Source organism: Vibrio sp. TRT 29B02 (genome assembly GCF_050113655.1).
Taxonomy (GTDB): domain Bacteria; phylum Pseudomonadota; class Gammaproteobacteria; order Enterobacterales; family Vibrionaceae; genus Vibrio.
Genome location: NZ_JBNJOJ010000001.1, coordinates 210,730 through 226,239, shown reverse-complemented (window position 1 = coordinate 226,239; position 15,510 = coordinate 210,730). Strand labels below are relative to the sequence as shown.

Below are 15,510 nucleotides of genomic sequence, written 5' to 3'. Positions count from 1 at the left end.
GTTACTTGGGTAACTCACCCTCTTTGAATACGACAAACGCACGTCTATTCAGAGCATTGGCATCTAGGTTCTGCTCTTGAGTGACTGGGTTCAACTCACCAAAAGACTTAACTTCCCACACAAATTGGCTTGGGTCTAGCTTAGTCTGCAAATATTGCATGACCGATTCTGCTCTGCGCTGCGCGAGCTGCTCATTGTAACTGATTGAGCCTTGATAGTCGGTATGCCCGGCAATCAATACTCGCCCATTTAAGCCAGTTAAATTGTTCGCAAACTCATCCAATGAGATTTTATCGGCTGGATTCAGCTGCGCCTTATCAAAGTCAAAATGAGAGGTCATGGCGACAAAGACTTTGCGCTCTGGTTGTGGAGGCTGACAAAACGCATTTTCCTGCTGGGTTTGTGTCTGTTCAAACACAATATACGCACGACGGTTTTCGGCATTCGCCTGCTTTGTCGTCCCCTCAACCAGTGGCTTAGACTCGCCGTAGTACTTCACCTCCCAATCGTAGCGAGAGGGGTCTAATTGAGTTTGCATGTAAGCTTTTACCGCTTCAGCCCGACGCAGTGACAGTTTAACGTTGTAATCATCCGAGCCTTGATAATCAGTATGGCCGACAATCGCAATCTGACCATGCAGTTTACCAATGCTTGAGATCAGTTGGTCGATTGATGCTTTATCCTGTTGTTTCAACTCTGATTTGTCGAAATCAAAATGGGAAGCCATGGCAATTCGTATGTCTCGCTCTGGCACAATACACTCTCGAATCAAGAACTTCTCTACCTGCGGATCACCAAACTTGTCTATGTTTTCTTTACTTACATAGGTATCGGTAGAGCACGCGGCCAACCCCATTACCATACCTACAGCAAAGAGCGTGTTGAGTTTCATTGTCATGCTAATCCTCTATAACTTACCAACAAGGTTGATAAAGACACCCTTGGCATTGTAGTCATCATCGTTGGCTAAGTTACTGTCAAAGCCAGAGAAGTTATAGCCAATACCAACTTTAAAGTTGTCAGAAAGATGTTTGTTCACTGAAACAAGTGCACCGTGCTCAAGTTCATCATTGAGCGTATCGGTTTTCCAGTGATATTCGCCCGTCACATCCCACTCTTTAATGACATGGTAGGACGCGCTTAGACCATATAGGTTGATGTTGCTTTCGACCGTTTCTACGCTCCCAGAAGCACGCTCAAAATCCTCTTTCTTATCTTTGTGCGCGTATTTAGCACCGACATCGACTTTGGCGTTTACCGAGTAGATACCTTCCACTTCGATGATATGTGACTCTTCATTGCTGTAATCGACATCCCGATCGAGATTATCTTTGTCGGCAATATAGGTATAGCGGCTAAGCAGATTTAATCGATCATTATAGATAGGACGATACGCTAGGCCACCTGTTGCTTCAACGAAGCGCTCTAATGTTTCATCGGTCTCTTTACTGATCGATTTCGAATAGTTGAATTTGCCGAACAAGGTATATTCTTCGGTTAAGTTCTGAGTGTATCGGTTGGTCGTAACAAACTGATCCACCCTACGCTTATTGACATCGACATTTTCGTTGCCTTTATCAACACGGTACTCAATCTTATGCTTGAGGTTAACATCGTCAATATCCATATTGGCGGTGAACGTCACCGCTTTACGTTCCGTGATTTCTAGTTTGCTCGGATCGACGTCGTTTTTCTTCTCAATCTCACCCTGCTGGTAACCGATACCAAAATCAATGTCGTCACTCATATCGTAACCAAAGCCAAAGGAGTCAATCTGCCCTTTGCCGTTGTTCTCATTAACAAACTGATTTTCCTGATAGAAATCGATATTGGATGTCAAATCGGCACGCTGCCCTACAACAACGTTATTTTGCCCTTCGTAGTTATCGTCCGTATAAGTTACATAGGTGGTGTAGTTCTCTGTGATGTCGTAACTTGCGGTTGCCTCTGTCGCATCACCGCGATCACCTGTGGTGTATTCCGCTCCCAATGAAAGATCATCAAACACTCGGAACTCAGCACCCACAGAGACACTGTCGTTATCGTCATACTGAGCCGTCTTATCTACCGTAGACTGGCCTTTAATATATACGCTGTTGTCACTGTCCCAGATATAGTCAGCTCTTAAGCCCGCTAGGGTACCCTTACCCTTTACGTTTTCACGATTCAGCTCGTCGACTTGTTTTGCTGCTGCCGAAACTTTAACGTGATCAGTCAGCTTAAACTGAGCTTCAAGCTCAGCCTGCTGAGTATCGGTTTGCTTAGTACCATCGAGCTCTGTCTCTTCAATCGAGGTATAGCGCGTCGCAAAGCTCAGTCGATCGGAGGCTTGTAAACGCAACTCGGTTCCGTATGACAATTGCTCTAAATCGTCACTTTGGCTGGCATAGCTGTAACCCGCATCTTTCGATTTGTACCAAGCCTTAACATCGTTCCCCACTGCACCAAAAATGTTCGGAGCAATGTCGTATAAGCTTGCAACACCTTTAACCTGTATCGAGTCACCTTTACGCTCATCAAAGTCTTCACCCACTGGGGTAAAGGTTAAACCACCATCAAAAGAGACAAAGTTTGAATCCGTCTGACGGCCCTCGCTGTGTGCCCATTCCGCTTTGATGTATGTCCCTTCTGTTGCGCGTAGCGTCAGATCCGTTCCCGAAGCCTGATAGTTCTGACCATCTCGCTCTTCAGTTGCGTAGTTGACTCCAATACCAATGTAGTCGTTTACCCAGCCCTTAGCCCGACCACCGTAAGTCAATGAATCCTTAACGTCGGAGCCTCTTGGCACGTACTCATAATCGACCGCAAGATAGTTTTCAAAACCGTCTGTTGGTGTGTCATCAATCACGCTGCCAAAGCTATCTGAAATGATGTTGTTCAGAGGTCGCATCAAGATGATTCGGCCCTGATATGGGTCGATTTCATAGTCTCGGCCTGATTGAAGTGGTACTTCTCGCTCTGATATACCCGAGTCCTTATTGACGACTTTGACATAGACTTTGTCACTGCCTGGGACTAACTCACCATGACGTAGGAAGTAAAGTGACCCCCCTGTACCGAGGAATTCATCATGAGCAAAAGAGGAGTCTGCTGACGCAGCGAAGCCAACAATATTGAGTCTATCTTCGCCATACTTAGTGGTAGAACGGGTACGATAATCTCCTTTAAAACCATACAAGCTACGGTTGTAGTCATTGTTGTCGGTGCCAGTCAGTCCAGTGTTGTAGTTACCCCACAATACCCGAGACTTATCGTACTCAAGATCGAAGTAGACTTTACCTTTAGTGTTCACCACCTTGTGGATGTTGGCTCCATCGCCGTAATCACCATAGTAAAGTTCATCATCGTCTTCGAGAATGTCGAAGACAGACGAGTCTTCCGCAGCAAATGGATGCTTGAAGATGTCTTTGATCTGTCCATCTTTACTATCAAAGTGCGTGGTTAAACGTAACTTATCGCCGAACTTACCCTGACTGAAGTAGGCAATACGTCCTTGGTTGTAAACATCATCCTGATATTGGTCATTGACACCCAGTGCTCCGGTATCACCCGTTACGCGGTTTTTACCAATATACATATCGGCCAAACCTGCCTGTGCGTAGTAGGTATCTGGAATACGCACGTACAACTGATAGCGGCGCTCATCGCCATTGTCAAAGATGACCTTGGTTGGAAAAATATAGGCGTCAGCAGGCAAGAACTGCTCGGCGTATAGCTCCCCATCTTCAACTTCGAATTCATCTTCTCCAATCACCACTTTATCGACACCTTTAAGCCCGGTACCAATAAACTTAGCCAACCCCGAATTGGTCGGGATGTTATGACGCATTAGCTGCGCACGACCAAAACTTCGCGCCAATTGTTCTTCGCTCTGATTACGATCGATATCCACTTCGGAATCTGGGCGTACTAGGTCAATCACACCGATAGTCGTGATGTCCATGTTGCCGTCTTTATCCCAAGCTTTGAACCTGAATTGCAGCTGGTTGCCGACTTCGAATGCATAATCAGCGTCGGTCGAGCCATCCCAACTAATATCAATATCGTTCGCAACCTCAGTACCTTCGATGACCTTAATCGGCTGAGATAGGCTGCGGTCTTGACCACGGAAAATCTCTATTTGATACCGTTGCATGTAGTAGCTGTAGTTTGAGCTGACGGTAAAGTTAACCTTGTCAGATAACTGTCCCTCTTTAATTTCTAGCTCATCACTCACACTTACATCGAGTACTGGTTCAAAACGGGTAATATCTCGGCTAGCCCAAATAGCGCCCTCTTCGAGGTAGATGCGTGAGCTGTCTTCCTGTTGATGAACTTCGACCTCAATACCCGTGGTATCTGTATCGATTTTCTCCAACTGACTGGTATCTTTTGCCACTGCCATAATGGGAATGGCTGCCATAATACTCACTGCCAAACGAGTCATTTTGAATTTATTCATAATTGTTCCGCCAATCGCGTCTGTTTGTCGTTATAGTTATTCACGATTACTCTTTGTCCTCTACCGAGACACTGAAGTTAAACTTGGTCAGTTTGTTGGGAGAGATCCGTTGTACTCTTGGGTTTTCGCTGATGACTTTCATGCCTGTCGGCAATGAATCGGTATCAACCTTCACCAAGAAGTTCTTACCTTTTTTATCTAGAACCCACTGATCTGGTACATGGTAGCGACCGTACTGATCCGTTTCGATCACAATACCCTCTACTGTGAGTAGTCTTACACCAGGGATGCCATCCTCATAGATCCCTTTGTTTTCTATGACGATTTCCCATAAGTAGTGATCACCATCTTTGTATAGGTTTCTGGTTACATCAAGATTTTCAGCAGATAACCCCTGTTGCTTATCTCCAACATGGCTCGAACTAATATTGCCCTCTCGATCAAACACTAGGCGCGTTCCAGACTCAGTAATGACGCTAAAGCTGAATCCCTCTTTGGTCTTCGTCTCAAGCTGGAAACTCACCTTGTTGCTCGATGGTAAGGTACGGTTTTTAGACATCCCATATAGCTCGTCTATCTCATAACCAGCCACTAATGCCGAATCAAACTGCGTAGACTGTTTTTTCGATTCGACCGCATGCTCATAGTTATACTTAAATTCGCTAGCCTGATTAGCCTGCACGCCATAGACATTACCCGTATGCTCACCTCTTGTATGACTGCGGTCTTTAAGATGATGCTCTTTGCCATCACGAATCATCACTGTGGTGTTGGCAATATAATCTTTGTCACTGACGTTCGCAGACAACTGTACTTCGAATGCGGTTGCATCAGCTTGGAAACCATCTTTGTTATGATCTTCAAACACTTTACCTATGATAGAAGCCGTGTCGAATACCTTATCTGGCATGACTTCAACCGTCGCGGTGGCTGTGTTTGATTTCTCTTCCAAAGCGCCCGTCACCTGACCTTCAGGTGGCGCCATTGCCACCGCTGAGTTGACGTACTTGCCGAATGTTGCGCCAACAGTCACACGCAGTAGGTAACGAATACGAACTTGCTCCGTGATGGTCTTGTCAGCACCGCCATAGGCCAACATATCACCAACATTAAAGGTAAGCGTGCTCGTGACAGCTGGATCATCCGTGTTGATGACATCATCATTGGTATCAAATTGACCATCAGGACCGCTATTGGTGATCTCTGTGGAACCAGCAACATAAGCGAAGCCTGATGGGTAACGATCCACTAGCTTAACGTTCTTAAATTCTGATTCGTTGTTGTTGATGATGGTCACTTCATACTCAACAACGTCGCCGACCTGCGCATCTGTTTTCAGCGCTTCTTTGGTCACCAGTAACTCACCTTCATTGTCAGCAAACTTCTTGACGTGAATAGTGACATCATCCGATGCAGAAATGCCGGTCGCAGGGTCAGTGACAGTAAAGGTATTGGTGATGTTGTCATCCAAACCTTTGTTCAATTCACCGGTAATCTTAATCACATAGCCATTACCCATGTAAGGCAACAGATCGAGTGAAAGCGCTCCATCGGGAAGCATCAGATCTTTATCGGTAAACTCGCCTTTCTTCTGACCACTCGGCCACTCTTCAATCGTTCCTTTCCAAGTAGTAAATAAGGCATTGCCGTTCGCCCCCACCAGCTTAGTGATTTCATCCACCATTTGTGCACCAGAAATGGTCGCCGATCCTTCATTGCTCACACGAAGAATGTAAGTCAGCTCTGAATCATCATTGGTGTACTCAGCGTTCTCACCTTTATCTGTGGTTTTGTCGATTGCAAAGCTGACAGCTTGAGGAGTGATCATCGCACTGACGGTTTCAACCGACACATTTCGTGTTGACGGCGTTGCAGATTGAGACTCGTCGATCTTATGCGTTGTGTTGATAATTTCACCCATAGCACGAGCATCTGTGGTACCCGTGATCGCGATTTCAACCGTGTCCCCCGGAGCAATATCACCCGAGATATTAATGTCATCATTGGCAGCCAATGTACCCACATTAATGTTGGTTCTAGGGTCGGTGCTTGTCGCAGTGATGTCCCAATCGGTAAAGGCATTAACAACTTCACGATCACCGCTGGTTAAGTCCGGTTTAGTCGGAACTTTCATCCTAGAAATCGCATTTCTCAACACGATATCGTTGGCAAAACCTTTACTGTCGTTAAATAGCGTGATGCGGAATGTCGCAGCTTGACCTGCCTTATAGATTGGGTTGTCCGCTGATTCACTGATCACGACGTTATCTGGTTCAGGGATAAGGCTTGCAACGGCAGTCGAACGCTGTGGGCGACCACTGTTGTTGATTACCATCGATGCTTTGTTATCAATCTGCCCGTTAGCAAACTCATTCACTGTGCCTTTAATCACCAGCTCAAGAGTGTCGTTTGGCGCGAGATTGACGACCGCATCCACCTGTTTGTTGTCTCCGCTAGGATCTGGGGAAATCGTCGTCAGCTCGTTGCCTTTGTTGACTTCAATGTTCCAACTAGAAAACGCAGCTTCTTTTGCCCCATTCACGGTATCCACTACCATTGAATCAAGGAGATCTTTCAGTTGAATGCCAGCCACAAAGGCCTCGTTCTGGTTAGCAACAATGACACGGAAAACAGACTCTTTACCCGGTTCATAAGCCATTTCTGTCTCAGTTCCAGTTTCACCAACGTATTTTTCCAATGTCAGAGATACTGGGCGGTGCTTGATGATCGCCTCTGCATTTAACGTTGGCTGACCAGAAAACTCCACACTTACCTGGTTGATAATATCCGTCGTTGCATAACGGTTGACCGTACCATTTATCGTAAAGGTCACCGTGCTATTCGGTGCAATGTCTGCAATAGTATCGATATCAGGATTGTTGCCGCTAGGCACAGACGTCAGTGATGAAGTGACATCACTCAACTGTGTCTCCACTGTCCATGATTCAAATGCCGTGCCGTTCGAACCATCAACCAAAGTGACCAAGACATCGTTCATGATGTCTTTGATGATCACATCATTGGCGAAACCTTCTCCGCCATTGGTGATGGTTACGACAAACTGTGCACTCTGCCCGGCCTGATAGAATTCTTGGTCTGCGATTTTCGTCACCGATATATCTGCTGGCTTAGGCTTAATCGTGGCACTCGGCTCAAAGTTTTTGCCATCGTACGCCACCTTGGCGGTGTTGACGATATCACCTATCGCTTTGGCATCGACTTCGCCTTGAATCGTAAACGTAATCGTATCATTCGGCGCTAAGTCAATCGTCGCGTTAATATCGCTGTTCCAAGCGTAACTGCGTTTATCCACCGATGTCATTGGATCGTTAGCGGAGGAACTGACTGTCCAGCGACTAAATGCTTGTCGGTCAACGCCATCGGCTGTCGATACCATGACCGCAGAAATCAAATCTTCCAGCACTATGTCATTGGCAAAGGCAGCATCCTTATTGACGATTTTGATTTCAAAGCCGTTAACCGTTCCCGGAGTATAAAGTGGATCGAGCGGCTCTTTTGTGACTTCAATCGTTGGAGTCAGTGGCGTACTGATCGCTTCATCTTCAAGCGTCTTACCATCGTATTCAAGCTGAACGACGTTTCGCACTTCGCCTATGATTTCAGGCTTGAGTTTCCCTTTGATCGTAATCGTCACAATGTCTTGCGGCGCAATATCAATGGTGTTGTCGATATAGTTACCCGATAGTGCTGGCAAACTGGTGTTTCCATTGGAAGAGACGGCGCTAATATCAATCGTTGCTGGGTCAAATACTGATATCGTACTGCCGTAGATCGTTTCCGCACTGATACGATCAACTAAGTCCGTAACCTTCACATCGGTCGCCCATACTCGCTGTGTATTGGTCAACACTAGCGTATAAGTTAGGGTATCTTGCGCCTGATAAACACTCTTATCGACGGTTTTCGACACGGTCACTTCCGCATCCATCGGCAAATACGTTGCCGTATCGTTAGCCCCGTCGACGTCATCAGCGGTGACATTCACTTGGTTAGTAATGGCCCCGATCACATTGCTATTCACTGTGCCTTCAAGATGAAGCTGAATCTGAGAGCCGGGTGCGAGATTGAAATCACCACTAAACCCATCCGGTGCATCAAAAGCCGATTGGTCAATCACAATTGTTTTGCTTGCCGAAGGATCTACGATGGTGATCGAGCTGGTTGCACTATCCCATGAGTTGAACACTCGACCTGGCAATAAACTGTCCACGACATCCGCTCGGATACTTGACGCGATATCTTCAACATGAAGATTTTGCAGATAACCCGCGCCGGTATTCTCAATCACAATATCAAAGCCAATCGAATCACCAGGCGCATAAAGCGCTGGAGATAGTGAAGCTTGTTTCGTGACGGTCAGAGCACCTTGCTGAGGATAGATAAAATGCTGCTGTAAATCGTACTGTTTGCTGTCGATGTATAGCGTGTTACCAAACTTACCAATCGCATCGTCTCTAACTTGACCTACCACTTCGATTTTAAGCACTGTCGGCTCGGTACCGGCCGCACCTAATTTGACGACGGCATCAATATCGCCGCTGGTCTGAATGGTACTCGCATCGTTGTGCGCAGCGCTGATATTCGACACAAACGTTGCGTTAGTCGTCCAAGATTTAAGTGCGGTCTGCATTGAACCATCAGCGGTCAGTACCGTAAATTTCGAAATCTCATCTTGAACACGCACATCTGCATTCGAATCGGCTCGGTTGGCAACGTACATGGTATAACGCACTTCACCACCTGGCGTATAACTTGGAGTATCAGTCGACTTAGCCGCGATAATATCGGCGTCACCTTGGCCAAGTACTATTGAGTTCGAGTCCTGACTGTCAACTTTCGCAATGTTAGTGATGGTACCGGTCGCATCGGCATCGACAATACCTATCAGACCAAACACGACTTTATCGCCTGGCATTAGGTCGAAAGTGGCATCAAGAGGCTTATTGCCTGAGTAGTTACCAGAAATAAAGAAACGATCGCTACTAGGTTGTTCAATGATGGTGGTCGAAAGTCCACTGAATGCTTTGGCACCAGTCGATGTACTAATGGCATTGAGCTTATCGATAATCGCAACGTCATTGGCAATACCTTCACCACGGTTTTCGACCGTAATGGTGTAACTCACCTGACCACCTGGGTTGTATTCACAACCGCTGCCACTGTTCGATGGGAAGCTACAACTACTGCCATCCGCAGTGGTATTGGTAACCAGTTTTTCGAACACGAGATCAGGAGCCACTGGAGGTATCTCTGGTGTTGCGATTTGGTGATTACCGCCCGTTGCTTGGTTCGCGTCAATGGTACCCAGTGCGTCTGGTCTGATAGTGCCCTTGATCAAGAACTGAATCTCTTCTTTCGGTGCAATATCTGCGACGATGTCGAGATCACCTGTTTTGTCATACGGAGGTAGATAGGTATCGATGTCACCATCTAAACCTGTAGAAATCGTATGCGTGATTTCAGTGTCCAACAATGCTTGGGTAACATTGCCACCGAGCACTTCTACGGTAATGTTCGACAATAGGTCACGCAGTACGGCATTGTCACGCCACACTGGCGTTGTATTGGTGACAGTAAACTGATAAATGACTTCTTCGCCCGGTTTATATGTATCGCCGTTCGAATAGGGTCTACCACCAATCGATACAATCTCTTTGCTGACATCTAGATTCGATGTTTCTGGATTGATTTGCGACTTACCAAACCCAACACCATTGTATTTAGGCTGAATGGTCACCGCAGTCACTGCATCATCGCGGATCTGGGATTCCATCTTAATATCAATCCAACCATTGGCGGCAATCGACAACTTAGGAATATCAATATCCACATCGGTGCCACCTACGAATGAACCAATATCGGTCGTCACTTCATCAGATTTTGCAACCGAGACAAGCCAAGTAGCTGGTTGGTAAACCACGCCCTGCTGGTTGTCTGGTTGACCTGCGGCAATTTGAGCGAGCTTTGATTTCAGCTTGCTAAACTCTTCACTCAGATTCGCGTTGTACTCAGTACCCTTACCTTTGTTTTCAAGACGCAGACGGTAAACCACTTTCTGCCCATCAACAGTATGGTTGTAGGTTCCCTTTTGCGTTGCATAACTAGCATCCGTGTAGGATTTATGCAGTTTTTGAACATTGGCTGGCAGCATATCTACCCTCTCTGACGGGAGATTATGCTTACCATCAACCTTAGCAGTATTTTGGATGGATCCGACCGCTTTATCCGACACATGCGCCTTAATCGTGTACTTAACGAAGGTGCCTGAAGGGTCAAAACTGCTCGCAGCGAGGTCAAACACCGTATCTATATTGGTGTTGTTGGCGACAGAACCCGCGTTTGACAGCGATGAACCATCAACGTCGGTATTGATCGTCCAACTCGTAAATGCTGGACCTGTTGTGCCATCGAAATATTCGGTTGAGATTCCCTGAATATCATCAAAGATGGCAATGTCTTGTAAGTGAACATTGTTTTTGTTTTTGAGCAGGATCTGATACTCGATGTAACCACCAGGTGTGTATCCACCCGAGAGCTCGGTGCTACCGTCAACATCGTATATTTTGGTCACATGCTTCTCAAAGTCATATTTCTCAGTGTCGGCTTTCGACTCAGCACTCACTGTGTCACCGTCGACCTTGAGCAAGTTGACAATATTACCTACCGCATTGGTATTAACTTTAGCACGAACAACATACTCAACCGTTTCACCAGCCGGAATTGAAGCATGCGTATTTATATCTTGGTTATTTGCAATGGTTTTATCGAGATCAACTTCAGCATGCGGATTGCCACCAACAACCTTAGATTCTATCGTCCAACCTTCTGGAAAGGCAACGCCTTCGCTACCATCAAGCAAACTCACTTTGATAGTCGAAAGTGTGTCGACAACTGGAATATTGTATGCTCCGCCCTTACCATCATTTTTGATCGTAAGATGGTAAGTCAGCTCAGCACCAGGTTGATAGTTTTTCTGCTCGACTGTTTTAGTAAACGCTAGATGGTAGTCGTACGGTTCAACCGTAATTCCACCAATAGTGATATCCCCAACGGCATCGTCACGTACTACGCCTTCGACGGTATAAAGAACATAATCTCCACCTGCAACGTCTATGGTTGTCGTGATGTTTTCATTGTCCTTAACTACACCATCTAGGGTGCCGTCCGTTGTGCCATCGCCACCATCGCTGTCTTCTTTTTCAACTGCGACAGAGAAGGTGTCATTAAACGGGTTAGCATTCGTTCCATCTAAAAGCAGAACGCTTACTCCCTTAATGTTTTCAGCCACACGGTGGTTATTGAAATAACCACGGTCAGAACTGACTTTTACTTTATAAGTCAGCGTATCACCTGGTGCATAAAACGCACTCTTCTTACCATTGACCAATAGTTCACGAGTCGTTGTGCCACCACTATCCACTCGTTCCATTTCATGGTGCGACACATGCGACACCTCCGAGACTTGTTTGTAATCACGGAAGATATAGGCGTTGTTGGCGATGATAGGCTCTAATATCCCTACTGAATTACGAGAACCAACCACGTTGTCTTTGACTCGAGCTTTGATCTTAACAGTACGCGTCTCGCCGGCTGCTAGAGAAAACGAACTGCTAACACTGCCTGGCGGATAGACAAGATCTTCTGTAGTTTGACCTTGCCAACCGGCACCGTCACCGTAATCAAACTCCCAGTATTCAAATGGAGATTGGTCTTCATACTCTTCAAACTGATTGTTCTTCTTGTTGGCAAGTACCGACTTAATTTCCTTAATTGGATCAACAAGTTTCAGGTTGTCTGCCGTGTTATCGCTGTTGTTCTGTAAATAGATAAAGTAGGTCACATCCTGTCCCGGCGTGAAACGACTCACGTCGGCAGTTTTTAGGATAGACACGTTCAGTTTTGCATCGCCACTGTCACCAATTTCGGCGGTCGCGGATTGGTCAAGATTATTGACTGGGTCGTGGATCTCTACCGTGTTAGAAATTTCATCTTTGCTGTAGTCATTTTTAACTAAACCGCGAATTTTATAGGTAACAAAACCCATCCCCTGAACCGTTTGAGGGTCAATATCAATACGGGTATCTATGTTACCGTTGTTGGGGTAGTTCGACTTAACATCGGGATAACTACCTGTTTTAAAAGGAGAGTTATTCTTATCTGTGATGGCTTGTATTGTCCATTCCGAAAACGCATTCATACCCGCGATATCATCAGTGACTCGCACTTCATTCGCGTAACCTGCACCACGGTTATAAACCGTGACATCAAACTCTACCCACTGTCCCGGAACAAACTCATTCTCTTTGGTGGTTTTTACTACGACAACATTGGGCGCTTTTGGATAAACCACAGCAGCATCTTGCATCCCTGACTGAGAGTCTGAATCTGGAGTTTCAACTACGGCACTGTTGTCTATACGCTTATAGATAATTTCGTCACCATTGCTGCGATCGATCTGAGCAGTAATGGTGTAAACAACCTCAACGTTTGGCGCAATCTGGGCGACGGTATCAAGATCTTTGTTATCTTCAAAAGTCCCGACCTTGGTGAAAGTACTATTGCCGTTTAGCAGTGGATCATCCGAAATAATCTCTGCACTGATCGTCCAAGAAGAGAAGACTTTTTTCGAAACGTTGTCTGGTTCAAGTAGGCCAGCCTCAATCGTCGAAATGCTATCTTTGACTTTTACATTAGTGGCATAACCATTCCCTTTCGCATTGATAACACGCAGACGATAGGTGATCTGGTTTTCCATTTTGGAATAGCTGGTTTGATCGGTATGGAAGTTCGCATCGTTGTTTGTTTTTACTTCTTTGATCAGATTAATATTGAAATCTCGAGGATCCGAACCTCGGTCAGCATAGACGGAATCATCCACTGTCACGCTGTTCTGAATATGACCATTCGCCAATGGATTGGTCTTAGCTTCAATGGTGTAGATGACGTAACCGCGCGGCTCAATCGTTGCTTTTACATCCAGAATGTCAGGACTGCTCACACTACCACTGATGCCTGTGTCTGATGCCGTTGATGGTGAACCGTTTTCTTTATACGCTTGTGCGGTAATAGTCCAACTATCGAATGCAGTAATCGTATTGCCAAAGATGTCGACAGTTTCTAGCTTATCGATGGCATCCATAACATGCACTTGGTCTGCAAAACCATCGCCGTCATTATCAACACGAATAGTGTAAGTTAGCGTATCACCTGAAGAGTAGTAACGTGAATCAACATCTTTACTCGCACGAAGGTTATCCTCAGGCATCTGCACACCCGAACCTTCTTCTATCACGTTATCACTACACGCAGGGTTATCATCGAGAATCAGACCCACGCTCGAGTCGTTGACTTCAGCAGTAAGCTTGTAAGTCACGAACTTACCAGGTGCAATATCTGGTGACACTGTCACTGGAGAACTGGTCCACGAGCCATAGCTATATTGGCCATGATCGGTACCTTGATTATCTTCTGCGCTGATAGGTTCCAGCTTCCAACGTTTGAAAGCCTGCCCCTGACCTGCACCAGCAGCCATATCTGTGGTAACACAAGTTAAGTCATCGACGATTTGCAGATCGTTAGCGAAATATTTTGACGAAGAGTTGGAAACTTTAATCTCATATTCAACGGTATTGCCCGGGATATACTCAGACTCTCTGGTCGTTTTAACGATCTTAATTTCAGAGTCAGAAACATTGAGCGTTCGCTCTGCAGCAAATATATTGCTGATTTGCGCGTCTTGCTCAAGCGCACCATCAGCGTTGAATATCGCCGCATTAGCCCCTTTTATCTCACCGATCGCGACGGGAGAAATACTCGCTTTAAGCTGATAAGTGATACTTTCATTTGGGTAAATAGAAACTTGATCATCAAAATCTACATCTGATTGAGAGCCGAGGTCTTTATACTTGGAAAGAGAATTGCCACCAATATCGGTCACCTCAACACTCCACTGAGCGAATGGATTACCAGATAAGTCGCTGCTATTGTGCTCAGGTTGTAAGTTGTTACCTAAACCTAAGTCAGTGATCAGTTGTTTGATATTGTGTTTAACATGATAGCCGTAAGCAATGCCTTGACCGCGGTTGCTAACTTTAACAGTAAAGACACGCTCTGAACTAACCAGATATGGCGATACATTATTGAGTGTATGTTCAATACTAACTATGGGCTGAGCTGGAGGGGTGATTTGCTCATCACTTTCAATATTGCCTTCTTTGGTATGCGCTGTTGCTGAAGTGACGATGTCTCCAACAAGATCGTTAGCTACCGTCGTTGTAACGGTATAGGTCAGCTTGCCTCCTACCACAATCTTTGCATCTGTAACCGCCAGATCACCGCTCGTAGCAAAAGTACCAAGTTCACTGCCACTACCGGTTGTTTTACCACTGATGGTGACATTACTAAACGGAGATGAAGTAGCTCCGTTGCTATGCTCGACAGCCAGTGATTCGAACGCTTGATTGATATCAAGACCTTGAACTCGATAACTGCCTGTGTTGGTCACCGTGAGGGTATAAGTCAGTGAATCACCGACGAGGTACTCATCTTTATCTGCCGAGAGCGCCAGTTCATATTGGTAAGGAACTGGGTTAAAAACACTCGCCATACTCGGTACAAACACTTCTGCGCTACCATCGCCATCAACGTCTGCTCTAACCGTGGTTTTGCCTAGTTCTATTTTACCGATCGCATCATCACTCACTTTGGCTTGGATGACATAATCGTTGCTACCGAATGGGAATAACTTTGCATCAGATACCGACAGATTCGAATCACTGCTGGTAAACGAACCAGGGTTTGACCCCCAACTATTTGAAGCCGTAATTGTGACTGAACTAAACGCTTTACCACGGCCAGACTCGGTGTCGGTCTGTGTATCCCAGACAAGGTCTTCCACTTCTACGTCACGGAATGTTTTCGCAGTAGTATTTTTTACGGTGACATAATAATCAATCAACTGACCATTTTCGTATGTCGAACTTGCGGGTGTAACAACAACTTCTATATCTGCCGCAAAGGCTTGTATAGAAAACATTGCCAATAACACT

The 15,510-nt window shown here is 45.8% G+C and carries 3 protein-coding genes; all 3 read right to left on the bottom strand.

The window, feature by feature from the left end; genetic code table 11:
• Nucleotide 1 precedes the first annotated feature (1 nt).
• Genes ACQEXT_RS00915 through ACQEXT_RS00905 form a run of 3 tightly spaced genes read right to left on the bottom strand, consistent with a single transcriptional unit; the run spans nucleotide 2 to nucleotide 15,497 of the window.
• The gene (locus ACQEXT_RS00915) at nucleotides 2-892 is read right to left on the bottom strand and encodes an OmpA family protein (protein WP_426950296.1); all 891 of its coding nucleotides are present in this window, start codon (nucleotides 890-892) and stop codon (nucleotides 2-4) included.
• Between the two features lie 15 nt (nucleotides 893-907).
• Nucleotides 908-4,441: a hypothetical protein gene (locus ACQEXT_RS00910; protein WP_426950204.1), complete on the bottom strand. Its 3,534-nt coding sequence runs from the start codon at nucleotides 4,439-4,441 to the stop codon at nucleotides 908-910.
• Nucleotides 4,442-4,487: 46 nt separating this feature from the next.
• The gene (locus ACQEXT_RS00905) at nucleotides 4,488-15,497 is read right to left on the bottom strand and encodes a DUF11 domain-containing protein (protein WP_426950202.1); all 11,010 of its coding nucleotides are present in this window, start codon (nucleotides 15,495-15,497) and stop codon (nucleotides 4,488-4,490) included.
• Nucleotides 15,498-15,510: the final 13 nt, after the last annotated feature.

Excerpts from the sequence above, each read along its gene's own strand:
- ACQEXT_RS00915 (WP_426950296.1), bottom strand. The coding sequence starts at position 892 with ATGAAACTCAACACGCTCTTTGCTGTAGGTATGGTAATGGGGTTGGCC.
- ACQEXT_RS00910 (WP_426950204.1), bottom strand. The coding sequence starts at position 4,441 with ATGAATAAATTCAAAATGACTCGTTTGGCAGTGAGTATTATGGCAGCC.
- ACQEXT_RS00905 (WP_426950202.1), bottom strand. The coding sequence starts at position 15,497 with ATGTTTTCTATACAAGCCTTTGCGGCAGATATAGAAGTTGTTGTTACA.